Here is a 24,240-nt window from a genome sequence, read left to right as displayed (position 1 = left end):
AAATGGCCCAATTATTACTACTTTCTGTATTTGTCATTTCTACTTGCGGATTAATTTATGAATTGATCGCCGCCGCTCTTGCCAGTTATCTTCTGGGGGATTCAATCACCCAGTTTTCAACTGTCATCGGCGTTTATCTTTTTTCAATGGGGATTGGTTCTTATCTTTCAAAATTTTTGAATAAGAACCTATTGGAAAAATTTATTCAGATTGAGATTCTAATTGGTGTGGTCGGAGGTTTTTCTGCAAGTATCCTCTTTGTCTCCTTTGAATATGTGACATCATTCAAGATTATCCTCTACTCACTACTTTCTCTCACCGGAATCCTGGTTGGGGTTGAGATCCCGCTTTTAATGAGAATATTGCAAACTCATTTTGAATTTAAAGATCTCGTTTCTAAAATTTTTACTTTTGATTACATTGGAGCCTTAATTGCTTCGATTATGTTTCCTCTCTTTTTGGTCCCTCACTTGGGTTTTGTGAAAACAGCATTCTTGTTTGGCATCATTAACCTTTTGGTAGCTGTCTGGACCCTGACGATTTTTAAAGACAAAATAAAATGGATCAACGCTCATCGCCTTAGCGCAATCTTTTTTCTTTTAGTTTTAGCAGTGGGTTTTGTTGAGTCTGAACGAATCGTCTCTTTTGCCGAGTCTGCGAGTTTTCAGGATAATGTGATTTACGCCAAATCAACAAAATACCAAAGAATTGTTCTGACAAAATCGACTGATGATTTCCGACTTTTCTTAAACGGAAACCTGCAGTTTAGTTCAAAAGATGAATACCGATACCATGAAGCCTTAGTTCACGTTGGCCTGGCCAGTATACCTAATCCTAAAAAGGTTCTTATTCTTGGTGGAGGCGATGGGCTCGCTGTAAGAGAAGTTCTCAAATACCCAAGTGTTGAAAACATTACCCTTGTCGATCTCGACCCAGAAATGACTAAACTATTTTCTACCAACACTCTTTTAACGACACTCAATCACAACGCACTAAACTCTTCTAAAGTTAAAGTTATCAATACAGATGCTTTTTTATGGTTAAAAGAGAATCAAGAAAAATTTGATTTTGTAATCGTCGACTTTCCCGATCCAAGTAACTATTCTATCGGTAAACTCTACACAAATACGTTCTACAAACTCCTGAAAAGATCTGTCGCGGAAGGTGGATTAGGTGTGGTTCAAAGCACTTCTCCTTATGTCGCGAAAAAATCTTACTGGTGCATTGATAATACACTAAAGTCAGTTGGTTTCCTGACAACACCTTATCATGCTTATGTCCCGGCCTTTGGAGACTGGGGTTATATTCTTTTTTCAACAGAAACTTTTGTTGCTCCTGAAAAATTTCCAGAGAACTTAAAATTTATCACTGCAGATGTCCTGCATTCTTTAATGATTTTCCCGGAAGATATGATCGTTCAGACCACAGAAGTTAATAAACTTAACAATCAGGTCCTGGTGAAACATTTTGAAGAAGAATGGGCAAACTATGCACACTAAACCAAAGCTCAATCGCAGAGACTTTGCCAAGCTTTTGACTCTCGCTGCAGTTGCCGGAGCTAGTAGTATCCCGTCTTATATTAATTTCAGGAAAAGGCGCTATCCTATTGCTGGGCAAATCGTTGGTGCAAATTATAAAACAGGACATCTTCTTCGCTCAGGGCTATCTACTATTCCTGAAAGAACAGAAACTATTGATACTGTCATTGTTGGCGGAGGTATCTCAGGGCTTTCTGCCGGATGGCATTTGAAAAAAAATAACAAAACTGATTTTATTATCCTGGAAATGGATACGACGACTGGCGGGAACTCTCAATCTGGAGAGAACACCATCAGCAAATACCCATGGGGCGCTCACTATGTGCCTTTGCCTAACTTGTACGATACTAACCTTATAAAACTTTTCGAAGAATTGGGTGTGATTACCGGTTATGAGAAAGGTCTTCCAGTCATCAATGATTATTATCTTTGCTCTGACCCTCAAGAAAGGCTTTTTTTTCAAGGCAGATGGCAGGAAGGATTGATTCCCACACATGGGATAAGGCCTAATGAAAAAAAGCAATATGATGATTTTTTTCACTTCGTTGAATCCTTAAAAGGTAAAAAAGGAAAAGATGGAAAATACCTTTTTGCTATTCCTTTAGATTATAGTTCTCAAGATGAGGACTTCCTAGCTCTTGATAAAATAACCATGCATGACTTCCTCCTTTCAAAAGGATGGGATGCAGCCCCTTTACACTGGTATGTAAACTATTGTTGCCGTGATGATTTTGGAGTTTCTTATAAAGATGTTTCCGCATGGGCGGGAATCCATTATTTCTCATCAAGAAATGGACATTGTGCCAACTCCGACTCTCAAAGCACAATCACCTGGCCAGAAGGAAATGGCTGGCTGGCTAGAAAACTCAGAGATATTTCCAGCAATCATATCCGCTGCCAACAACTCGCTTACAACATAGAAGTTTCTCCCAATCAGAAAGTTTTCATAGATAGTTTTAACCCCACCACTAAGGAATACGTGCGCTTCATCGCTAACCATGTGATCTATAGTGGCCCACGATACACGGCCGATAAGGTGATTAAAGGACTTCCTGAAAAATTAAGTCAGGAACTTACCTATTCTCCATGGATGGTTGCAAACATTTCGTTGAAGAATAAACCTTTGGGACAAGGAGAACCTTTCTCATGGGACAATGTCAGCTATTATAGTGATTCATTAGGCTACATCAATGCCAATCACCAAAACCTAAAATTCAATCAGAAAGAAACTGTTATCACTTACTATTTGCCATTGGATAAATTAACGAGCAAAGAATCACGGCATCTTTCCTTTCTTAGGACTTTTGACGACTGGCTAGATGTCATAATTCCTGATCTTGAAAAAATGCATCCTGACATCACAAAAGACATTCTTCATGTTGACGTCTGGCTTTGGGGGCATGGAATGATCAGCCCGGGAGTTAACTATCTTTGGAATTCAAAAAGAAAGAAGATGCAGGAGCCTTTAGGTCCTATTCAATTTGCCCATACTGACATGAGCGGGATTTCCATTTTTGAAGAAGGCCTTTATCATGGATGTAAAGCCGCAGAAAATATTCTAAAGAAAACGAGCAAAGGATGAATCTCTCATATCCCTGGATTGGAAATAAACGACTAGACACCTGGTTCATCCTGGGACCAGCGTTCTACTCTGTTATCATTGCCCTTTTTCTTGCCCAATGGATTTCAGACGATACGTCATTTGGCCTTATTCCATGGATTATTTTCGTTTTACTTATAGATGTCAGCCATGTTTACAGTTCTCTTTATAAAACGTATTTGAATCCACTTCACTTTAATAAAAGTAAGAATCTTTTTATTTTAACTCCACTTTTGTCCTTTATCTTAAGTGCAATGATCTATTCCTTTGATGCTCTTTATTTCTGGAGGGCCCTAGCTTATCTCGCGGTTTTTCATTTTATCAGACAGCAATACGGCTTTATGAGACTTTACTCTCGAAGTGATGCTCAAAATAAGGCGAGTCAATGGATTGATACCATTTTCATTTATAGTGCCACATGCTTTCCTTTAATTTATTGGCATGCCCACCTTCCGAGAAACTTTAGTTGGTTTATTGCTAATGATTTTTTTATTTTTATTCCAGAATGGTTTTCATCGTTGAGCGCTGTGTTTTATATATTTATTATTCTTACTTTTTTTGCTAAAGAAATTCGCAATTCATTTCACCACCCAGTAAACATGCCTAGGATCATCTTTATGATAGGGACATCCCTATCCTGGATGACTGGAATTGTTTTATTTAACAGCGATCTCATCTTTACTGTCACCAATGTTGTCTCACATGGTATTCCTTATTTTGCACTGGTTTGGTTAACTGGAAAAAAAGAACTAAGCGACAATGAAGTTTTACAGAAGAATTATTTTCGCTACTTCTTTTCAACATACTCCCTTCCCGTTTTTCTAGGAGTTCTTTTCCTATGCAGCTTTATTGAAGAGGGTTTCTGGGCAGGATTAATCTGGAGAGAGCATTTAAATTTCTTTGTCCCTTTTTCTTCCTTGCCTCATATTTCTGCCCATGACTATTTAAAATGGCTAGTGCCTCTTTTGGCCCTGCCTCAAACGACTCACTACATTCTTGATGGCTTTATCTGGAAAAAAGACAACAATTAACGTTTTTTATGTTTTCTAAAATCATCCAACACTTTGATCTTTTGCTTTAATTTCAAATACCCCTTCCAAGGATCAGATCTTTTTTTAAGAAGTTTAGGCACTTCTTTAAGAGTGTAAGAATGAGCGCTCTTTAATTTTTTCGCCTCTGCCCAGGTAATTGGTAAGGCAACAGGAGCATGCTCTCTCGCTCTAACGGAATAAGGAGCGATCGCTGTTGCGCCATATCCATTTCTCAGATAATCGAGGAAGATCTTTCCTTTTCTTTTTGCCTTAGACACCGTCGTCGTATATTTTTCGGGATGAGTTGACTCCATTTGTTCACAAATCTTTTTAGCAAACTCCTTAATTTCATCCCAATCGTATTTTGGAGAAACTGGCACTTGGACATGGACTCCCTTCCCTCCACTGACCTTAATAAAGGATTTTAATTTCAATTTTTCCAATAAGGCCTTAAGTTCAAAGGCTGCAGATTTAACTTTCTCAAAACTCATTCCTTCATCTGGGTCAAAATCAAAAACGATCTGATTGGCAAAATCAATATGCTGATAATCGCCACCTCTCACGTGGATTTCCAGTGTGCCTAATTGAACTAATTCTCTTAGTCCTTTCATGGAATCTATATAAAGCACTTGTTCTTTCTTTTCCTTAAGTTTAGAGACGATGTTTTGACTCTTAATCCCTTCTTCATTGGTCTCTGCATGTTTCTGAAAAAAACAAGTGTGATCATAACCCGCCGGACATCTAAGGAGAGCAAGAGGTCTATCTCTTAAATAAGGAATAATCCATTTTTCAATCGCTTTATAATAATCCAACAGGTCTTGTTTGGTGATTTGATCTTCCGGGTAAAGAACTTTATCCGGACTGCTTATCTCTGATGTCGTTTTAATTTTCTTTCGAAGTACCGTTTTTTTTACCGGTAGCTCCAGTATGACCTCCGATGCTTTTTTATCTTTTCGCAATTCTTTAAAAGCTGCATGTCTCAAGATCTTATCCTCCGTCCAGGCTGCGAACTCAATATTGGCCACAAGGGTAGGCTTTACCCAGAGCTGCTTTTCTCCCTTAGGGGATTTAACCTCAAAAGGAGATTTGATTATTTGAAGTGTTTTTAAATTCTTTAATAAGTTGGTGCTAGTTTTATTGTTAAAACCAGTTCCAACCTTTCCGAGGTATTGAAATTCTCCTTTCTCGTTATGAGCTCCCAGTAAAACAGCACCAAGAGAAGCTCCATTTTTTTGCAATGTATACCCGCCAATAACAAATTCCTGAACATTTTTACATTTTATCTTTAACCAATTCTTCCCTCTTCCTGATAAATACTGTCCGTGAATATTTTTTGAAATAATCCCTTCCAGTTTATTGTCGCAGGCACTTTTAAAAACACTTGCTCCATCCTCATTCCAATGGGAGCTGTAAATAATCTTTTGAGATTTTGTTTTCTGGATAACTTGCTCAAGAAGTTTCTTTCTTTCAATAAGAGGAAAATTTCTGATATCAAAACCATTTAAAAAGAGGAGATCAAAAACATAATAAATGAGTTGTCCGTCCCGATGTGCTTCAAGAGCATTCTGCAGCCCCTGAAAACTCGAATGTCCTTGGTTATCAAGCCAGACGATTTCTCCATCCATCACGATGCTGTCAACTGGCAACTTTTCGCATTCTTTTAGAATGCTTTGGTATTTTTTACTCCAATCAAGTCCGCCACGGGTAACCAGTTGGATTGATTTTTTATCTTTTCGGCATAGGGTGCGATAGCCGTCGTATTTTATTTCATGGACCCAATCTTCACTTAGTGGAAGTGAATCGACCAGAGTTGCTAATTGAAGTGATCCGATCTCTCTAAAAGTCAAAGGCTCCGTTTTTTTAGGGCTTTTTTTTTAGCTGATGATTTTTCTTTTATTACTCTCTTTTTTATTGGAATTTTCTTTTTAAGCGTTTTTAATTCAACCCCACCTTCAAGATCTTCAATGGTGACTCCAGATATCACACTTCTGTCATTTTCAGTGATATCGACACCTGGTGCAGCGCCCTTATCATCTTTTTTCACGAGAAGCCAGTTCGGTTTTTTATTTTCTCCCTGTCTGGTTCTTAAAAGCATCCAGTGCCCCTCTAGTTTTTCACCATGGAGTTCAAAATCTAAATGCCCCTTCTTAAGCTGCTCATGAACATTTTTAGGAGGAATCCACTCGCCCTTATCCCACACGATGACATGACCTCCACCATATTCACCTTCAGGAATCTCGCCTTCAAAATTTGCATAACCGACAGGGTGATCTTCAACTTCAACGGCCAGTCTTTTTACTTTGGGATCCACAGAAGGTCCTTTCGGGACAGCCCAGCTTTTTAAAACCCCATCAAGTTCAAGGCGAAAATCATAATGTAGATGACTAGCATGATGCTTTTGAATAACAAAAATGTGCTTATCTTTTACCGTGCCCTTTACGCCTTTAGGTTCAGCTGTTTTCTTAAAATTTCTTTTTTCCTTATATTGCTTTAATGTCATGCTCTTGCTCGCTTTTTCTTAACAATTTTCTTCGCTGGAGTTCGGCTTTTATGACTGGCCTTTCTTTGTCCATGAGTTTCCCCAAGGCTTTTTTGCAAGAAAGGGAGAAGATCGAGAACATTGGTGTCTGTTTCCTGAGCCTCTTCTTCCAGCTCTTCATTTTCTTCGACATCGCCGCTTTTAATTTTCTTTTTAATATATTTTAAAAGCTCATCCTGATATGTATCTTTGTATTGCTCCGGTTTCCATTTAGCTGTCATTTCATCAACTAGCACTTTAGCTGCCTTTAATTCACGAGGAGAAATTTTAACTTTTTTCAAATCAAAATCATCCAAGAATTTTGCTTCATGGGTTTCTTGGATTTCATGAGCAAAACGGAGCATCTCTAAAACGAGGTACTCGTCCCGGGCCATAACTGCTACAAGGTGTTGCTTACTCCTTAAGACAAATTTAGCAATCGCTACCTTATTAGTGTCTTCTAGAATCTTTCTTAAAAGCACATACCCTTTTTCACCATTTTTTCCAGGAACCAGGTAATAGGGTTTTTCAAAAAGAAGCACATCCACTTCATCAAGAGAGATGAAATCTTCAATATCGATAGTTTTTGTGGCCTTAGGATTGGCCTTTAAAAAGTCTTCTTCGGTGATAATGACAAACTGATTCTTCTTATACTCGTAGGCCTTTTCAATATCTTTTCTCTCAACTTCTCGGCCTGTTGCTTTGTTGTATTGCTTATAGCCTATTGGGGCTTTATTCCTTTTATCGAGCATCTTAAAGCTGAGCCTTTCTTCTTCCTTAGCGCTCATTACTGCGACAGGGATATTTAAAAGCCCAAAACTAATCGCTCCGCTCCAAATTCCTCTTGCCACGCACACCTCCTTCGTACAGTGCTCCATTCATTGCCTTGCATTTCTCGTACCTAATAATTCCCGACTATCTGGTATGCAAATTGCTTAACTACAAAATCGTGTTCACCAACGAGGAAATATTCCTCAAAAACTCAGGAGTGTTTATGAAAATCAAGTTCCTATTATTAACCCTTGCCCTAACTTCAGCTTTTTCTTTTGCAGCACACGCACAAGCAATGAACGATCATCAAATCGCAGAAATTCTTGAAGAAGCTAATGATGCAGAAATCGATGCTGCAAAACTAGCTAAAGACGATGCTTCTCATAAAGAAGTTAAAGAATTCGCAAAGCATATGATGGAAGAGCATAAGAAAAATGAAAAAGAGACAAAAAAAATCGTAAAGAAAAATGACATTGATCCTGAAGATTCACAATGGTCAAAAGCATTAAAAGAAAGTGCTAAGGCCAATAAGGACATGCTGAAAAAACAAAAAGGGATAGCCTTTGATAAGATGTATATGGAACAACAAGTTTCTATGCACCAGCAACTTCTTAATGACCTAGACCAAAAGTTTATTCCGAATGCAACGAAGCCTGAATTCAAGAACCATCTGCAAGCAACTCGCGAACACGTGAGCAAGCATCTTGAGCAAGCTAAGGCTATCCAAGCAAAACTTTAATTCTTCATTTTTGCAATAGAAGGGAGAGGAACCTCCCTTCTATAAGTCCTTAATAAACTCATACTTCTTCTCGCAATTTTTTTTACTTCATATAAAATGAATGAATAATTAAAATTACAATGAGATTCTATGAGCTATACTGAATATTTAAAAAACCGAGGCATTCGAATTGATATCGACGCCAACAAGAGGATTCGTCTAATTTCTGAAGATCAGGATAAAAACAGGATCTATCAAATAATTAAAGTCAGAATGCTAAAAAAGATGTCAATTTCAAATACTGAAGTACCTTCTTTTTCTATTGGCAATAATGATCTCATTACAATTGGCTGGTGTTCATTTTATCAATTTAATCCTTTTCAAGGAAAACTGAAACAAGAGCTCTATTCACCGCATGATTTTAAATTTAAAATATATTCTAACGACAATGAAGACGGCTCCATTAAAAGGGAGCTACAACAAGCAGTTGTTAACAGTCTGAACTTAGACAAAAATATTTTTAATGACAAAAATGATAATGCCTTTAAAGAAAAGTTTTCACGTTTATACTTAATCGCTATTTCATGTGCACTAGTTGAACACTTTGACCAAAAAGCTCTTGTTTTCATAGAGGGAATGATGCCTTCACAAGATACTCTCGGCTTAATGGATAGTCTTTTGAATTTTTATCTACATGATTATAATTATCCCGGCGAAGAAACCAGCGACAAGTTAAAGCTCTTTTATTATTTTATTCGCAAGAATCATGTCAAAGGTCAAGGCCCCATAGAACTTAGGCACATACAACAAATCGTCGGCAATTTTGAGCAACTTGTTGCCATTTCTAGTGAGGCTCGTCGAAATCAATTAAGAAAATATCTCAATGAGATTATCACTCTCATAAGTTAGTAGTAAAAAATTTTAGGCTCCCATCTATTTTTGGTGTACTCTATTATCAGAAAATAACTTTGCAAAAAACCAAGGAATTTCTCTGATGAAGCAGTGGGGAAAGTTTGTTCCTTACCTTATCGTTGCAGCTTTTTGCTTAATCAATGTTGGAATCGTTGGTCCCAACAGGGATAATAAAGTGCGCTTGCCCTTTTTTAACTGGTGCTTATTCTGCACTGCCGATGCTCCACATATAAAATACTATGAAGTTCAGGTCAAAAAGGACAATGTGCCGGTTATGGTTTTCAACAACAGAAATAACCGCAACCAAAAAGACAGCTTACGCATAACTGAGATCATGTCACTTTATACAAAATCACAATTGACGAGTGCCCGTTTAAAAGAGTTTATCGGGGAAGAAAAAGCTTCGGTCTCTCTCTATGAAGTAGGTTGTGATATTCATCAATGGTTTATCCAAAACGATTGTGGTCCAACCAAACTATTGGCGGTGTATGAAATCTAAAATCGACATTGAGATCAAGTACCCAACGATCATAACTTTTCTTTTCTACCTTGCGCATGCCTTCTTCCTGCCTCGCTTGACTGTTTTCTTAAGTAGCCCGATGCCTGTTAACTACTATCAGTGGCCAATTCGTCTTGTGCTAGAGAATGTGGGCGATCCTCAAACTGGAAAATGGCTGATTGTAATTTTTTGTGTGTCGGTTTATTTTCTTTCTGTTTTTTATGGCAGAAAAAAATGGATTCAATTCCTAGTCGTTTTGACCAACTTACTCTACATAGCCATGACCAGCTTCCCGATACTTGCTGTTAATGCCAATGAGTCGTTCTGTTTTTTCTATTTCTCAATCGCTCTTCTCTTTTTTAACTTTGATAAGAAATTTTTTGTTGATAAGTATAAAGTTCTTATGGCCATTGTGGTTTCTCCCTATGTCCTTTCAGGGCTAATCAAGATTTATCAATATAGTCATTTCCTGACGGATAAAACACTTTTTAACAGAATCATTGAGCTGGAGTATTTCAGCCATAGAAGTTCATTCTTGGTTCCTTTCTTAAAAGGCCATGAATTTCCAACTTACCCGCTCCTTCCACTTGCTCTTCTTTTACAAGTTTCAGGTATTTTTGCTATTAGCTCAAAACGCTTTCGCAAGATCTGGATCCCCTCAATCCTTTTTTTCCATTTATCAAATTCAGTCTTATTTAATATTCATTTCTTCTTTTCGTTTCTCATCCTTCCATTTTCATTTTTTAATTCGGAATCAGAAGAAGACCTTGAGAAAAATAGAAACAACATCTTAGTACTGACATTCTATCTGCTTTCTATTTTCACCATTCAGAACCTATTAAAGCTCACGACTCTTGCTTTATCGGAAAGAGAGCTTGATGGCTTCCGCATCTACTCAATGGTCTACATGGCCATCACATTCGCTGCAATTTTCTTATATAAAAAGAACTTCATGCGCATGCTCTTTTTTATTTCAATAATCTTCAACACTGTCCTTTTAGTAACCTACAATATTCCTTTTTCTTTCCCTGACCACATCATTTTGATTATCCTGGCCTTTGTTTTTCTAAAAGATCCAAAAGGTCCACTAATGGAAATGAAGGAATGGCTTTTAAAGGCGATGACCTTTATTGGTGGATTAAGGATAACGTTACTAACGTTCGTTATTCTTGCAAAACTACCTTTTGTTAATTTTCCCTTAGAGCAATTGCCACGCTCTTTCTACTTAATGGCAGAATTGCCCATGGCAAGTCGATGGAACCTCATTGTCTTTGCAGTGATTGCTGGCTTAGAGATATCTTACCGAAAGCTCTCTTCCAAAGCATGGACACTTCCACTCTTATTGGCTGCCCATCTCTATCTCGCTTGTTTTTTCTATGTCACAAGCTCTTACTATTTGTTCTGGGTGATTTTGATTACCGCAATGAGCAATGTGAAAAGTTCAACTACTCCAAACAAGTGGACAATTGCCACTTGCGAAGGATAAAATTTTTTTACATTTATTATTGGATTGCCGGAGTATTTTAGTGAGTTCTTTTAAATTGAAACACGTATTCTTTTTGTTACTTACTGTCTCAATCATGGCCTGCCGCTTTTCTGCTAATGACAATTCACTCAATGAAGATCTTAAAAAGAAATTAAAGGATACTAAGAATCCCGTTTCTGAAGACGTTCTTAACGGAATGAAATGGGAAGAGTTTGAAAACTTCTACCGCGACTGGCGCATGGTCACTTCAACTTTCAGAACAGACAGAGACCAGCTTCGAGTTATTTTTGCTAACGACATTGCATGGAAGGCCCTAAACGAAGGAAAGCCTTTTCCTGATGGAGCGATGTTTGCCAAGACTGGATTTCAGGTTGAAGAAGATGAAAGATTTCCTTCAAGTAAAATCCCTTCAAATCAACTTAGGCTCATGGTTATGAAGCGCGATCATAAGCTTTACCCAGACACAGACGGATGGGGTTATGCACTTATGAACCGCAGAAGACTTGAGCGATTAGAAAAAGGTGAAGTTCCAGAAAAGTACGAATCTATCACAGACTTCCAGACGTCATGCCACGCTTGCCACCAATTAGCGAGTAACACGGATTTCGTTTTCTCTAAACCAATGCTTAACAACGTTCTCGGACGCACAACTTCTGTTAATGGAATGGAAACTCTTATTTCAAAGTTCCAGAAGGCAAATGCTCCATTCTCTCAAAAAGTGGCCCTGGAAATTTTCCAAGAGATGGGTGTTGATAAAAAGCATCTAGAGAATCTTTGGTATATGGAAATGCCTCTCTTTGAAGGTGCTCTTCCAGAGCTAAGAGCTTCTCTCACAAAATTTACCGGGAAAAATAATCACAACTACCTGGTCTTTGATCCAGCTTCACAACTCTATGCTTTAAGTATTCCGGAAAATTCTTTGAAAAAATGCCAGAGCGCTCAAAAATACTATACTGGGTGCCTGGATAAGAAGATTCCAAGAAAGAATATGGTGGAAGTCACTCACATCGTTACGATTTGTGATGGACAAGAATTAACCCATTAATAAACCACTATGCTCAAAATAAGCAAGATTATCCTTTTAGCATTCTTCTTACTCATGGGGCCAATGCCCCTAAGTATTGCCAAAGAAATGATCACTCAAGACTTTATCTCTGCGCCTCTCTCCCTTCATCAAAAAAAACAAATCGAAGAATGGGTCACTGGCAAAAAAATCGACACCATCGTTTCGGGAACTATTAATCTCCACCCAAACATCAAGCTTCCCCCGGGAGGCGAGCTTCACTTGAGGCTTGTGAATATTTCATCAATTTATCGCCCTTTTATTTTTAAGCGCCTCTACAATGTTCAGTTTCCATATAAGTACCAAATTACGACTTCAGATTTTGTTGGCGGCATTGGCCCCCAGGCCTTATTTGAACCTTACTATCTGGAAGCATTTTACTATCGCTACCGGGCGGATAAAACTCCTCGTTATGATGATTCTGAAGGAGTTGTCGGTGGAGAAGCTTGGGGGAATCCGGGAAGACCCTATCCACTTTCATTTGGGCAAAATCGCGATTTTCAATTGAACTTCTGGTGGACACCGGAATTATTTGGCTCACGTTTTTCACCTTCAATTAAATCTTCTCCTTCACTCACGTCTGGCTGGTTATACCTATCTAATGTGTTAAAGGAGAAACTTGATAACGTTCAACAGATTGAAGGCAGTATTTATGTTTGCGACAAAAAACTTCAACTTGTAAAGTCAACTTCGTTTAAGATCGCTGACCTGAACAAACCCATTGAATGGCATATTGATTTACCAAACACGGTTACTGGTTTTATCAGTGTAACAGCCACAGCGAAAACACCAGATGGTAAAACTGTTTATCTTCGCGGAGGAAGAGCAAGTCCGAAAGTAGTCATCAATCTTCCGGCCGTCAGTTTAAAAATAGTTTTAACAACAATCAGTAATAAAGCAGCTCCGGCCTGCACTCCACGAGATAGTTAAAGAAATATGACTAAACTTATCAAACCATTTTTTTTAGTATCTCTTCTCTTTGCCCAGGCATCGGCCTTTGCAGCAAAAGAAGTCGTGACTCAAGATTTTGTTGCAGACTCTTTATCTGCAAAAGAAAAAGCTCAAATCGCCAGCTGGATTGCCAATAAAAAAGTTGAATCTATTATTTCAGGAACAATCACTTTGCATCCGAATATCAAGGTACCTCCAGGGGGAGAGCTGCATTTAAGATTAGTTAATTTTTCTTCAATCTATCGACCATTTATTTTTAAACGTTTTTATAAAGTTCAATTCCCCTACAAATTCGAAATTAAAACCTCAGACTTTGTCGGAAACATTGGATTACCTGCGCTATTTGAACCGTACTACCTGGAAGCTTTTTATTATCGTTATCTTCCCAATAGAACTCCACGCTATGATGACTTTTCATCTAACCTGGTCGCAGGAGGAGAAGCTTGGGGTGATCCCGGCAGACCTTATCCTCTCTCTTTTGGGCAAGTCCGCAACTTTCAACTAAACTTCTGGTGGACACCAGAGCTCTTTGGCTCGAAGTACTCTGCGCCGATCAAAGATTCTCCAGGCCTCATGTCTGGATGGCTTTATCTGTCGGCCTTATTAAGAAAAGACTTGAAAGATGTTAAACAGGTAGAAGGAAATATTTATATCTGCGATAAAAATCTTAAATTAATCAAATCGGCTCCTTTTAAGATTTCCGACCTAAGCGCGCCACTTGAATGGCATACAGAATTAGCTACACCGATTACTGGATTTATTAGTGTCATTGGAGAGGCAAAAAAAGAAAAAGGAGAATCTGTTTATCTCTACGGAACAAGGGCCAATGCTAGAGTTTCAGTGAGCCTGCCGGTCTCAAATCTTAAAATTGCCTTAACTACTTCGAGCAACACGAAATGGCAGCCATGTCTTTCGGAAAATTATCACGGAAAATAACTTAGAGAGTCTCGAAGCAATCTTCTGAAATGTTGTATGACTTTAGAAGTTCTGAATAAACTCTAACACCTAAAACATCCGGGGAACTTGCAAACTTCTTTTTATAATCTTTATAAAAAGAACAAGTTGATTTTAATTTTGATAGGTTCCCACTGAGTTCAATATCCTTTGAAAGATAAGGCCAGATAGAAAAACTTTGTCTATGGCGCGAATTAAGAGAAAAAGCTTTATATAAATACTGAGCAAAGATATCACTGCTATTTGAATCAACAGAAATGATCTCCTTATGGTACTTCTCAGAAAAGAGTGAACTCGCCTTTCCAATGACTTCTGCTTTCTCCTTTAATATTCCAGTTGCTGGATAAAACAACACACGAGACTCAGCAATGCTTCGGATAGAAGAGCGCTTTTGCATATTGCGCTCATAAAGCCCTTGCCCCCAGAATAACTTTGATAAATTCGGGTTTTGACCTTCGTCGCATTTTTCCTGATCAGAGGAAGCCTCAGCAGAAGTTACGGCCGTTTTTGATCCAACAATTACCGGGGCCAGACCTGCCAGCCTTATTTTACCAGTAAATGGAAAAGCAAAAGTGGTTAAGCAATTAATTCGTTCATCAGTAAATGACCGAGTGACAAAAATCCCATTATCAGTTAGCGCTCCATTAACTAAATCGAAAAACTCTTTAGTATAAGTCAATCTAGCGCTCATATATAAAGGCCAAGTTAAATTATTCACAACCAAATCATAAGGTTCATTATATTTTTTTCGGGCCAAAAATTTGAAAACATCATCAGTATGAACTTTTAATGTCGGTAATTTTTTATCGTTAAAATCAATTACATCACTGATTTCTTTTCTAAATCCCTCTCTTTCATAAGGAGGAAAATTGTCGATAACATCAATCGCTTCAATCGTCCCACCTATTTCATCTTGAAGAATTGAAGCATATTTCAGTAAAAGATGATTTCCCAATCCAAGTATTAAAACGCGCTTCACTTTATTTTCTTTCATAAGCCTTTTAGTCGCAAGCGACTTAGCTAAATCAGCTGGAGAATACATTGGAGCGACGTACCCCCCAAGTCCAATCCCCGGGATATCGCCGTAGCTGTAAACAAAACCAACTTTTCCTTCTTTGCGATGAATCTCTTGTACTCCGTTTAATCCAAAACCCTTATCCACAAAAACTGATTCTGTTAAAAGAATGCGCGACTTAAGAGACTGAACAAGAATTCGTCTACTAGGCTCAGGAAGAAGAAATCCACAAAGGATCAATGCACACACCACAAGTCCAACCATTTGTTTCCTATTGCTAGAATCAACCACTTTCCACCATACCAAAGATAAGATGAAGAATAGTGGTAGAAGCATCTCAAGAGGCGGATGGATAAGCAGAACCCCAGGAATAAGAAAACCGAGGAAATTCCCTAAAGAAACGAAGAATAAATGATTTTCATTCGGCGCTTCTAACTGTCGTCTTGGAACAACATAAGCAAAAAAAGCATACGGAATTAAAAGAGTGAAAACCTGGATAAAGCTCACAAGCGCAATTCGATAAGAAACTGAGTAACTCGAAAAAATAAGCGGCGCTTGATTAAAAAAGAAGAAATCTTTCACTCCGCCAAAAAAACCAACCAAGATTAAAATAAAAACCAGGAAGGCCATCATTGGAATGAGAGAGAATTTTACTTTTCGTGCCGGCAAATAACGGGCAACTGCCAAATGTAAAAAAGTCAGAAGAAGATAAAAATGAAACTCAAACCCGGAAGGAAAAATAGACAATTCCATGGTTTCTAAAACACAAGAGAGATAAACTCCTGAGAAAAAGCCGAGTCCCAAAGAAGTCAAAGTCAGAGAGTTCCAATGAATCGCGAGCAGAGATTCAGATGTGTTCCATAGACGGTGGCTTAAAGAAATCAACAAAAGAGCGCTTCCTGCCACAATACAGACAGCGGCATTTCCAAACTTAACCTGAATTCCAAAAAGACATAAAATACCAAAAGCACAGATTAAGTTGTGCCAAAAGTAATTCTTCTTAATGTCAGAATCAAGATAGATCGCACGCGAAGAAAGAATACCGGATGAAACAACAGTTAAAACAATGAGAAATCCCGCAAGTAATTCACCAACAAGCGAACGCGAACCTTGCAAAATGGCCTCAGAGTAAAACCAGCCCAAGAGTGTGAGGATAATACCCGACACCGTTAATAGGATGCGTGTCCAGGCAATATTTAAAAGACCTGACTGCCCAAGGCAAATACCACCCATGACAGCAATTAAAATCATGCTTTCAACTGCAGTTGTGCTTCCAAAAACTCCAAAAAAAATAGGCTGTGCTATAATTTGAATAGTAACAACAACGACCGCTGCCACCAAATGTAGACTTTGCTTTAGAAGGGACATAAAATAAGTTTATGTATCCCTTAGAGAATTGACAACAACATTATTCAGATCATGAGTACATACAAACTATACAATCACTTATTCACTTGTCTGTTCATTTCATGCTCTGTGATTTCATGTTCTCCTTCTCCTGCTAAATTACTGCCTGTTTATTTATCGACACCTCTTTCTGGCCCAAAGGATAAAGGACAGCGAATTTTTAATGCAGCTCAAATGTATGTGGCTGATCATCCTGAGCAAAAATTAGAACTGCATGCTGCAGATTCAAAGTCAGATGAAAAACTAAGTGCACAACAAACCGTTAGCTTTCTTAAAAAGAAGGATCCCAAATTAGTTTTTGGACCTCCTGGCTCTTCAATTGCTGATGAAGTGATCGAACTTACAAAAAGTCTTAAACCGGAAGAAAAGAAAAATCTTTTCTTTCTTAATCAAGTCGTCGCTTCTCCTAAAATGAATCTTGCCCTTCCAACGATTAATGTGTTTTTTCAAACGGAAGATTACTTATCAGGGGTTGTAGATTTTCTTTTAACAAAAGGAAAGAAGCCGCGCAAGGCCCATATCATTCGCCTGACGAATGTTCCTTACTTAGACGAAGTCGCTGAATTTGCCAGAAAGGATTTAAGTGCAAGATCTATTGCCATTGGTTTAGATATCGCTACACCTCAAGAAGGCACGCCAGAGTTAGCCGAAAAATGGAAAAAGGCCGACATAAAAAAAGAAGATTGGGTTTTTCTTATCACACACAATATCCCAGTCACTTTTAAATCTCTTCAAGACGATAAAATCTTTTCAGCAATGACCAAAATCATCACTTATGGAAAAGCTCAATCATCAGTGGCCAATCATCCATGGCTCTATAAAAATAGTTGGCAAGCGATGTTCTGGCATCCAGATCTAGAATATAAAAACAGTGGGGCCCTATCAAATTGTGCCTTTGAGACAAAGTTTGAAAAACAATTTCATTACAAACCTGATTTTCACTCTGCCTTCATGTACTCAATGTTCGAAGCAGCAGCTGCTTTAGATTTTAAGAACCCTTTTTTAAAAGAAGAAGGCTTAGTTGGACTTCCTCCCATCCCTACCCTGACCGGTGAAGTGCAATGGAATGAAAAAGGACTAAGACTTTCACTCAAACCAATTCTTTATTACCAAGGTGAATCAGCTAGTGAAATTTACCTCCCACCTGCCGTTAAGAAGGTTTGTGATTCCCCACGCTACTTAAGTGGAGCTAAAGTTAAATTATGGGATTCTCCTTCTCTTGGATTAAACTTACGTACTTGGGAGAAATCAATCAAAGGCAATTCGCGATTCATTCCTGTGCAACTTTGGGATGGAAACGATTGGGATGGAAGTGAAACTCTTTCAATGGAAAATAGCAATGATAAAAGTTTTAATCATACCAATAGCCGAGGACACACTTACAGCAAAGAAATTCTAGGTGCGCAACAATGGTATCATCCAAAAGTTAAACGCTCATTTCTTGTTTATAAGAGAATCTCTCCAAAGACTTCAAAGATTGAAGCTAAAACTCAGCTCTTTACTCTGACTGATGACTCTCAAGGTCTTGGACGAGTCTTTGATACGCGCGAAGGAAATTATTATGCTTTTGATGAAGTTAAATTTCCTTTGGGTTGGTGGAAAGTTGGTGAAGAAAAAACTTTTAAACATTCCCGCTGGTATCAGGGAGATGTAAACCCTCGAGAGTTTACTTCTAAAATCAAAATACTGGAGCTCAACTTTAATTACAAAGGAGTTCCTCACTCATTGAAGTATGACCTTACAATCTATGATGAAAATCATAAAATGATTACTCATAACGTCTATATTTATAGCCCTAACCAAGCTAACGTTTTAACACTAAATCTTATCAATCAATATCGATGAAAAACTTCTTTAAAAAGAACATTAATGAAATTGAAAATGATAAGGCCTTAAGTTGGTTTGGACTCTTCCTTTCTCTCACTCACGTTTGGACTTATCTCTTCTGGAGCCTTGATTTAAAGGTCCCTCAAATTATCTCCAGTCAGGCCACTCCCGTATGCTGGCCATTTTTTGAAAACTGCTTCAACTATAGATTCTTGAGTGTTGAGCAAGTTGATCTCGTTCTTTCCCTTTATTTGTTACTTGGATTAGCCGTCTCTTTTCTTTTCGTATTACCTACACGCTACACTAAATGGGCCTATACTGGACTTGTCACTCTTTCGGTCTTTAAATTCATTCTTTTTGCCCAAGACTATCAATTGAGAATGAATCAACACTACATGGCCTTAGCTGTAACTCTGGCCTATTTATTTATCTACAGTAAACGAAAAGTTATTCCACAAGTCATCGTTCTTTTCTATGTGTGGGCCGGGACAATCAAACTCAATGAAGAATGGTTGAGCGGCGCAGGTATTTATCGACTAGAAAAATTATGGCTTCCTGAAAGTCTACATAAAATTTCTTTTGCTTACGTCGTCGTGCTCGAGCTCGTTCTTGCCTTCTTTCTTCTCTCAAAGAAAAAAGGAATCTTCTACTTTACCTTTATTCAATTCTTACTCTTCCATCTTCTTTCTTGGCCTATCGTTGGATTCTTCTATCCTATGGTCATGTACTCATTATTGGCCATTTTCATTCTAGATCGCCTTTTTGCAGCTCCGGCCGTATCTGCTCCACTTCTTCCCATTGGAGGAAGCTGGCAAGGGGCAACCTACTTAACTTTGTTTTGTCTTGTACAGCTAACTCCTTACCTTTTTCCTGGGGATATTACACTCACGGGAGAAGGGCGCTATTTTGCACTTAATATGTTCGATGCTAAAAGTGTGTGTGATGGCGAGTTCACTATCCACATGAAAGACTCGTCAGTTAAAAAGCTCAACATAAACAATGACTGGAACGAGAGTTTTAGAAAGAATAAACTTGATGGGACACTCAGACTTAGAACGCGCATTCACTGTGACCCTCTGGTTCATTTTAACCGCGCTCAGGCCTTCTGCAGAAGAAATGAAGTGCAAAACCTGGATTTAATCTTCTTTTCTAGAAGAAGTTCGGACTCTGAGTTTAAAAAACTGATCGACGTAAAAGACTTTTGCACGCAAAATTTAAGTTATAGTATGTACCGACATAACTCATGGATTCTCGCACAATGAAAATAGTGTCCAATTCCTATTTGCCAGAAAAAAGTGAATGGATCAATCTGCTCTTTCCATTGATCTCTCTTCCTTTTATTTTTGCTGAATTTCAACTTGGCTGGGCCTTTTCAATTGCCTTTTTTGTGGCCATTAGTCACTTCGGTGCTATTCACCACTTAATTACTATCTATATTGTAGGCCAAAGTCCCGAGTGTGGAGAATGGGCCAAAGAACATTTTGGAAGTGTGCCTAAATTCTTTGCTGCTTTCACACTTCTGGGATTAATTCTTTTTTTAATGTTTGTTTTTAGTATGGAAAAAATGGAATCCCAGTTTCCTTTTATGAAATGGGTTTTTCTCTCATTTATCCTGATAGATATCTATTTCATCTCTGTCTTTCATATGATCCATCAAAGTAAAGGGATCTCTCTTCTCTATAACAAATTTGGAGAAACTTCTGACAATTTAAAAAAATGGGAGAAGTGGGAACGATTATGCGCGACTGGATTAGTGACAGGTGTCGTAATCGCAGGCTTCTTTGGAACTTTCCGCAGAAACCCTGTTAATGTGTCTCAATATGGTTTTTCTAGACCACTTGAAATTTTAGGCCTAACCCTCGCAGCTCTTTCGGCCCTGACTTATATCTACGTGGCCATAAAAAGCAGCAGCCTCTTAAAATCATCAAAAGGGATCTTTGCTCTTAGAATGATTGTCTGGGTATTCTATCCCATTTCGATGGTTGCCCAAGCAACACAAAGATTAGTGCATGGTCTGGAATACTATTTTATTTACGCTAAAATTGGAAAATCTAGAAAAGACATGATCACTTTTTTTGGTATTCTTTCTGCGATTGTCTTAATTGCTACGTATGCTGTCGTATTATCTTTCCGCAGAGATGGAATGACGGTTTATCTTGCCAATTTTGGCATCCTGGAAAAAGGACTCACAGAACAGTATATCGGAGGTTTTAAAGTCAGAAACCTAGCCTATGCTTTCTATGGGACTTTCAATGTCCTGCATATCCTAATTGACTCATTTCTTTTCCGTTACAAATTCCCTAAAGCACGTCTTGTGACTCTACAACACCTGCTGACAAGACGCTAATTAAGAATAGTCACCAGTTCATTTGGGTGATCAATGATATAGTCTGCCTGTATCTCTTTTAGCCTGAATGGATTTCCATAGCCGTAGCTCACTCCAACAGTTTGTATATTGGCATTTTTCCCGGCCAATATATCGGCTTCTGAGTCACCAATTATTAAAATGTCTTCTGTTGAGACATTAAACTCACTAGAGATTTTAAAAATAGGAAGAGGATCAGGTTTATGTTTTTCAAATGTCTCCTTTCCATAAAAATTCAAAAAGTAATTGCTAAGCCCAAGCTCTTCTAGAATCGTCCCGACAAATTCATTTGATTTATTCGTCAAAACAACTTTTTTATAATCAGAAAACCTATCAAGCATTTCAAAAACACCTTCATAAACAGAAGTGTTCTCTAGCATGCACTTAGCATAATTCTTTCTATAAACCTCAGACGCTCTATCAAAATCCCCTATTCCCTCCTCTGATAATCTTTGAATAATAAAATTAAAAATCCCACTCCCGATAAAACTCTTGGCCTCGCTCGCTGAAACCGGAGGAGCATTAAAATGCTCCATCGTTTTATTAACCGCATTTAAGATATCCCGATGTGAGTCCACCAAAGTTCCATCCAGGTCAAAAATAAGGAGCTTAATTGTTTTATTCATATAGTTTTCTACTCAATGGCCGGCTTCAAAAATAGCGAGTGAAAACCAGAAAAAGAAAGAGAGTAATGATCTCTGCTACTTTTTTGAGATTCATCCAGAACCAGTAACGGAAGCTCTCTTAAAATCTCTTCAAAAAGCAGACGAATTTCCAATCTCCCAAGCTTTGCGCCTAAACAATAGTGAGGCCCATGTCCATAAGCAAAGTGACTGACTTCTCTTCTGATATCAATTTCATGTGCCCTGTCTTCAGTTGGCAAATCCCTATTGACCGCATGATTAGAGATAAAAATGACATCTCCAGGGTTGATAGGTTGCTCCCCTATTTTTGTATGCGCTCGCGCCACCCTGAAAATAAAGGTCACTGCAGGATCAATTCGCTTTAATTCTTCTAAAGCATTATTAATCAAAGTAGGGTCGGCTTTAAGCTCCTTTTGTATTTGAGGATTTGCGGCTAAAAGAAACATCATATTGTTAATTTGATCTGTAGTCGTTACCTGTCCTGCAACAAACATCATAATGAGTTGAGAAATCAATTCATCATCGCTCATTCCTGTCATCGGTTGAGCCTTAAGCAGGATGGAAACATAGTCTTGCCCATTACTTCCTCTTCTTTCTACAATCAACTTTTGAAAATACTCTTTTAGCGATTTCGCTGCATTGTTAACTCGAATTCCATCTTCATTAAAGTAGCTTGTTGCTCCTCCAAAGAATCCAGTCATGATATTGGCCGAATTGAAAAACTCGGACCTGTCTTCCTCGGGAAGCCCAAATAAATCTGCCAAAACTGTCGATGGAAGTTCTTTACTTAAGGCCTCAACAAATTCAAAGGATTCTTTATTTTTTACATTTTTTACAATTCGCTTAACGGTTTCTTCAACCGTTTTGGCAAAACGGTCAATGATATGATCTTCAAAACCTCTTGCCGCAATTTTTCTTCTTGCAGAATGGTCTTTGTCATCACTCATAACCATCATCTTTTGAACAATTCCAAAAAAGTCCTGGATAAGGGAAAGGTCCATTTCCGGCATACGCGAAATGAAAAAACCGCCTCTGTCTGCACTAAATTCTGGTGATGTTAAAACCATTCTCGCGTCAGCGGCACGAGTGACAACATGAAAATTTCCTTTCGACCAGAAATACGTGTCACCAAACGATGTTATATAGTTAGAAAAATCCTGTGGGAAAGTTTTTAAGTTAGATTCTTTCTTAAAGTCCAAAAATGATTGTCCGCTCGCCGTTTGCATATAGTCTCCTACAAAATTTGAATTCTTTTAAAGCTACGTTTTAAATTACTCTTCAATGCTCTTCGCCCATGTAAAAAGGTGAAATTGTCACAAACCACGAGATCACCTTTTTGCCATGAATGTTCGTAGAGATACTTAGGATCGTAGAGTTTCTCGCACATCTTTTTATAAAAAGCCGTCGTATCAATCCCGCGACTACTTTCAATCTGTAGCCCTACCGGATTAAGCGAGGTCTCGACTCTTTCGGCCAGGCGTAATATCGTCCTGCCACTCACGGGATGCTTTTGCACCAGAGGAACATTAATCTCTCCCCCATAGTGGGCCTTTTTTTCCGTGAAATACTTTAAGGTAATGCTTTCGCATTCTAATTTTTCTTCAGTCGTTAAATCATTCCAAAGAGCTTCAGTGTTTACAAAGATAGTTTCTCCACCAACGCCAAGACTTTCCACGCAATAAAAAAGTAAATGTGAAGGCTCTTTATAAAAAGCGCCATCCCAATGGAGAGGAACTTCCTCTGCTGAAAATAGGTAATTCGAGGCATTCTCATCAAACTTCATATTCATAATGGGACCAAACTCCCAATGAAGAATCTTGTTCTTTAGATCCCCTTCTTTATCACTTAAAGAAGAAGCGTAATGAAGAAGCTCTTCATCACTCTTTTCCCCCGCATTTAGCACTGTAAGGGCATTAAACTTCAAAGTAGACATACTTACCTCCAAGTCTTTTTTCTGTAGCTCCAAGCTCTAGTGCCTTTGATTTATGCATCAACTGAAAAGCACCATCTACTTTCACTGTCACGTTATGCCAGGGAGTCGCCCATTTATCTGATGACGATAAGAGCTTCACTCCAAATTTTGAGTGATTGATTGGGTAAGCGTGAATTGACAAGCGCAGAACATCTCCAAACTGATCTGTTAAAAGCTCTGACCAGGCATCAGATCTTCGGATCAATTCGTATGTTAAAAGTTTTGTTTTTTTGCTCAGTTGGTTTTTTGAAAGTGTTTTATTTTCAGCAAGCCCCCCGTGATCTTCCATCATAAATTTATGGACCCCATTAAAGAGCGCTCTGTAATTGTCATCATTAATGACCAAAAACCTGATTTCATCTGTAGACTTGGCATATCGCCAAACCAGTCTTTCGCGCAGAAGATCCCCCTTTGTATCCGGGTACAAGTCGTCCATAGAAAATGTCGAAAGATGAGAAAGCTTAAACTCTCTGATAATATTCTCAATCCACTCTCCATACTCATCAATATGAGCATCGGGCACAGAGACAACATCACTAAAAACTCTTCCATCTGAACAGATCACGACACGGGCACCTGGAGCGTAAACGCTTGATATTTTTTTACACATTTCATCCAGGCTCTTGAGGGCCAATACTTCACCCAAATCAGGATGAATGCCCGAAGTCTTTGCTGTACTTGGACTTTTTGCTGGAAAGGCAGGCAATAAAAAGGTCAAAGGCACATTTTCAAAAAACTGCTCCGTTGCTTTCTTAAGAATAGGAACGTCAGCATACTGAATATCACTTAAATCATCGTGATTAGATAACTCTAAGACGGCCTTATAAATCACGGCTAAAGCTTCTTTATTATCTATAAGTGCTTCATTTTTTGCTGCTTCCATTGATTCCTCCATCGAAATTAATTTTTACTATTGATAAACAAAAGCTGATCATTTAAAAATTAGATGGAATAAATGTTTAATATAGG

Annotated in this window: 21 protein-coding genes; 13 read left to right on the top strand and 8 right to left on the bottom strand. The window is 38.3% G+C overall.

Features of this window, described 5'->3' with window-relative positions; translation table 11 throughout:
* Positions 1–2: 2 nt before the first annotated feature.
* The 3 genes from C0V70_RS02010 to C0V70_RS02000 are packed head-to-tail and all read left to right on the top strand — an operon-like array spanning position 3 to position 4,169.
* Positions 3–1,499, top strand: a complete 1,497-nt coding sequence (locus C0V70_RS02010) for a polyamine aminopropyltransferase (RefSeq protein ID WP_102242194.1) — start codon at positions 3–5, stop codon at positions 1,497–1,499.
* Entirely contained in the window at positions 1,489–3,120 is a 1,632-nt protein-coding gene (locus tag C0V70_RS02005) for an NAD(P)-binding protein (RefSeq protein ID WP_102242193.1), read from the top strand. Before C0V70_RS02010 ends, C0V70_RS02005 begins: the two co-directional genes overlap by 11 nt.
* Positions 3,117–4,169, top strand: a complete 1,053-nt coding sequence (locus tag C0V70_RS02000; protein WP_102242192.1) for a hypothetical protein — start codon at positions 3,117–3,119, stop codon at positions 4,167–4,169. The genes C0V70_RS02005 and C0V70_RS02000 overlap by 4 nt, the downstream gene beginning before the upstream one ends.
* Here C0V70_RS02000 and ligD read toward each other — a convergent pair.
* Genes ligD through ku form a run of 3 tightly spaced genes read right to left on the bottom strand, consistent with a single transcriptional unit; the run spans position 4,166 to position 7,538 of the window.
* Positions 4,166–6,016, bottom strand: a complete 1,851-nt coding sequence (gene ligD / locus C0V70_RS01995; RefSeq protein WP_102242191.1) for a DNA ligase D — start codon at positions 6,014–6,016, stop codon at positions 4,166–4,168. The two genes, C0V70_RS02000 and ligD, sit on opposite strands and share 4 nt — an antisense overlap.
* The gene (locus C0V70_RS01990) at positions 6,013–6,669 is read right to left on the bottom strand and encodes a DNA polymerase ligase N-terminal domain-containing protein (RefSeq protein ID WP_102242190.1); all 657 of its coding nucleotides are present in this window, start codon (positions 6,667–6,669) and stop codon (positions 6,013–6,015) included. The genes ligD and C0V70_RS01990 overlap by 4 nt, the downstream gene beginning before the upstream one ends.
* The gene (ku, locus tag C0V70_RS01985) at positions 6,666–7,538 is read right to left on the bottom strand and encodes a non-homologous end joining protein Ku (RefSeq protein ID WP_102242189.1); all 873 of its coding nucleotides are present in this window, start codon (positions 7,536–7,538) and stop codon (positions 6,666–6,668) included. The genes C0V70_RS01990 and ku overlap by 4 nt, the downstream gene beginning before the upstream one ends.
* A gap of 143 nt (positions 7,539–7,681) precedes the next feature.
* Here ku and C0V70_RS01980 point away from each other — a divergent pair, with 143 nt between their 5' ends.
* From C0V70_RS01980 to C0V70_RS01950, 7 genes are all read left to right on the top strand, one after another.
* Positions 7,682–8,197, top strand: coding sequence for a DUF4142 domain-containing protein (locus C0V70_RS01980; RefSeq protein WP_102242188.1), 516 nt, complete (start codon positions 7,682–7,684; stop codon positions 8,195–8,197).
* A gap of 129 nt (positions 8,198–8,326) precedes the next feature.
* Entirely contained in the window at positions 8,327–9,085 is a 759-nt protein-coding gene (locus tag C0V70_RS01975; RefSeq protein WP_102242187.1) for a hypothetical protein, read from the top strand.
* Between the two features lie 85 nt (positions 9,086–9,170).
* Positions 9,171–9,587, top strand: coding sequence for a hypothetical protein (locus C0V70_RS01970; protein ID WP_102242186.1), 417 nt, complete (start codon positions 9,171–9,173; stop codon positions 9,585–9,587).
* Positions 9,577–11,073, top strand: a complete 1,497-nt coding sequence (locus C0V70_RS01965; RefSeq protein ID WP_102242185.1) for a hypothetical protein — start codon at positions 9,577–9,579, stop codon at positions 11,071–11,073. The genes C0V70_RS01970 and C0V70_RS01965 overlap by 11 nt, the downstream gene beginning before the upstream one ends.
* A 40-nt stretch (positions 11,074–11,113) precedes the next feature.
* Positions 11,114–12,118, top strand: a complete 1,005-nt coding sequence (locus C0V70_RS01960) for a cytochrome P460 family protein (RefSeq protein WP_102242184.1) — start codon at positions 11,114–11,116, stop codon at positions 12,116–12,118.
* 9 nt (positions 12,119–12,127) lie between these two features.
* A complete protein-coding gene (locus C0V70_RS01955; RefSeq protein WP_133566678.1) occupies positions 12,128–13,066 on the top strand; it encodes a hypothetical protein in 939 nt (312 codons plus the stop codon).
* Between the two features lie 6 nt (positions 13,067–13,072).
* Positions 13,073–14,023, top strand: a complete 951-nt coding sequence (locus C0V70_RS01950) for a hypothetical protein (RefSeq protein WP_102242182.1) — start codon at positions 13,073–13,075, stop codon at positions 14,021–14,023.
* A 1-nt stretch (position 14,024) separates the two neighbouring features.
* Here the strand turns inward: C0V70_RS01950 and C0V70_RS01945 are convergent, their stop codons facing one another.
* Positions 14,025–16,424: a spermine/spermidine synthase domain-containing protein gene (locus C0V70_RS01945; protein ID WP_102242181.1), complete on the bottom strand. Its 2,400-nt coding sequence runs from the start codon at positions 16,422–16,424 to the stop codon at positions 14,025–14,027.
* A 51-nt stretch (positions 16,425–16,475) separates the two neighbouring features.
* Here C0V70_RS01945 and C0V70_RS01940 point away from each other — a divergent pair, with 51 nt between their 5' ends.
* From C0V70_RS01940 to C0V70_RS01930, 3 genes are read left to right on the top strand one after another with little or no spacing between them, the layout of a single operon-like run.
* Positions 16,476–18,308, top strand: coding sequence for an ABC transporter substrate-binding protein (locus C0V70_RS01940; protein WP_102242180.1), 1,833 nt, complete (start codon positions 16,476–16,478; stop codon positions 18,306–18,308).
* Positions 18,305–19,552 (top strand): hypothetical protein, encoded by a 1,248-nt coding sequence (locus C0V70_RS01935; RefSeq protein ID WP_102242179.1) that lies wholly within the window; start codon positions 18,305–18,307, stop codon positions 19,550–19,552. The genes C0V70_RS01940 and C0V70_RS01935 overlap by 4 nt, the downstream gene beginning before the upstream one ends.
* Positions 19,549–20,637 (top strand): hypothetical protein, encoded by a 1,089-nt coding sequence (locus tag C0V70_RS01930; protein WP_133566677.1) that lies wholly within the window; start codon positions 19,549–19,551, stop codon positions 20,635–20,637. The genes C0V70_RS01935 and C0V70_RS01930 overlap by 4 nt, the downstream gene beginning before the upstream one ends.
* Here the strand turns inward: C0V70_RS01930 and C0V70_RS01925 are convergent.
* Genes C0V70_RS01925 through C0V70_RS01910 form a run of 4 tightly spaced genes read right to left on the bottom strand, consistent with a single transcriptional unit; the run spans position 20,634 to position 24,154 of the window.
* Positions 20,634–21,281: an HAD family hydrolase gene (locus C0V70_RS01925; protein WP_102242177.1), complete on the bottom strand. Its 648-nt coding sequence runs from the start codon at positions 21,279–21,281 to the stop codon at positions 20,634–20,636. The genes C0V70_RS01930 and C0V70_RS01925 overlap by 4 nt on opposite strands.
* A gap of 8 nt (positions 21,282–21,289) precedes the next feature.
* Entirely contained in the window at positions 21,290–22,525 is a 1,236-nt protein-coding gene (locus C0V70_RS01920) for a cytochrome P450 (RefSeq protein WP_102242176.1), read from the bottom strand.
* Between the two features lie 8 nt (positions 22,526–22,533).
* A complete protein-coding gene (locus C0V70_RS01915; protein WP_102242175.1) occupies positions 22,534–23,232 on the bottom strand; it encodes a TauD/TfdA dioxygenase family protein in 699 nt (232 codons plus the stop codon).
* Positions 23,213–24,154, bottom strand: coding sequence for an L-tyrosine/L-tryptophan isonitrile synthase family protein (locus C0V70_RS01910; protein WP_158649528.1), 942 nt, complete (start codon positions 24,152–24,154; stop codon positions 23,213–23,215). Before C0V70_RS01910 ends, C0V70_RS01915 begins: the two co-directional genes overlap by 20 nt.
* Positions 24,155–24,240 lie beyond the last annotated feature (86 nt).

This window comes from Bacteriovorax stolpii (assembly GCF_002872415.1).
Lineage (GTDB): Bacteria > Bdellovibrionota > Bacteriovoracia > Bacteriovoracales > Bacteriovoracaceae > Bacteriovorax > Bacteriovorax stolpii.
The sequence above is the reverse complement of the archived record's forward strand: the minus strand, read 5'-3'. Positions and strand labels throughout refer to the sequence as shown.

Bases quoted from the DNA above. Each gene is read 5' to 3' on its own strand.
- C0V70_RS02005 (WP_102242193.1), top strand. From the start codon at position 1,489: ATGCACACTAAACCAAAGCTCAATCGCAGAGACTTTGCCAAGCTTTTG.
- C0V70_RS01920 (WP_102242176.1), bottom strand. From the start codon at position 22,525: ATGCAAACGGCGAGCGGACAATCATTTTTGGACTTTAAGAAAGAATCT.
- C0V70_RS01910 (WP_158649528.1), bottom strand. From the start codon at position 24,154: ATGGAAGCAGCAAAAAATGAAGCACTTATAGATAATAAAGAAGCTTTA.
- C0V70_RS01965 (WP_102242185.1), top strand. From the start codon at position 9,577: ATGAAATCTAAAATCGACATTGAGATCAAGTACCCAACGATCATAACT.
- C0V70_RS02010 (WP_102242194.1), top strand. From the start codon at position 3: ATGGCCCAATTATTACTACTTTCTGTATTTGTCATTTCTACTTGCGGA.
- C0V70_RS01945 (WP_102242181.1), bottom strand. From the start codon at position 16,424: ATGTCCCTTCTAAAGCAAAGTCTACATTTGGTGGCAGCGGTCGTTGTT.
- C0V70_RS01975 (WP_102242187.1), top strand. From the start codon at position 8,327: ATGAGCTATACTGAATATTTAAAAAACCGAGGCATTCGAATTGATATC.
- C0V70_RS02000 (WP_102242192.1), top strand. From the start codon at position 3,117: ATGAATCTCTCATATCCCTGGATTGGAAATAAACGACTAGACACCTGG.
- C0V70_RS01955 (WP_133566678.1), top strand. From the start codon at position 12,128: ATGCTCAAAATAAGCAAGATTATCCTTTTAGCATTCTTCTTACTCATG.
- C0V70_RS01990 (WP_102242190.1), bottom strand. From the start codon at position 6,669: ATGACATTAAAGCAATATAAGGAAAAAAGAAATTTTAAGAAAACAGCT.
- C0V70_RS01925 (WP_102242177.1), bottom strand. From the start codon at position 21,281: ATGAATAAAACAATTAAGCTCCTTATTTTTGACCTGGATGGAACTTTG.
- C0V70_RS01935 (WP_102242179.1), top strand. From the start codon at position 18,305: ATGAAAAACTTCTTTAAAAAGAACATTAATGAAATTGAAAATGATAAG.
- C0V70_RS01930 (WP_133566677.1), top strand. From the start codon at position 19,549: ATGAAAATAGTGTCCAATTCCTATTTGCCAGAAAAAAGTGAATGGATC.
- C0V70_RS01950 (WP_102242182.1), top strand. From the start codon at position 13,073: ATGACTAAACTTATCAAACCATTTTTTTTAGTATCTCTTCTCTTTGCC.
- C0V70_RS01940 (WP_102242180.1), top strand. From the start codon at position 16,476: ATGAGTACATACAAACTATACAATCACTTATTCACTTGTCTGTTCATT.
- C0V70_RS01980 (WP_102242188.1), top strand. From the start codon at position 7,682: ATGAAAATCAAGTTCCTATTATTAACCCTTGCCCTAACTTCAGCTTTT.
- C0V70_RS01970 (WP_102242186.1), top strand. From the start codon at position 9,171: ATGAAGCAGTGGGGAAAGTTTGTTCCTTACCTTATCGTTGCAGCTTTT.
- C0V70_RS01915 (WP_102242175.1), bottom strand. From the start codon at position 23,232: ATGTCTACTTTGAAGTTTAATGCCCTTACAGTGCTAAATGCGGGGGAA.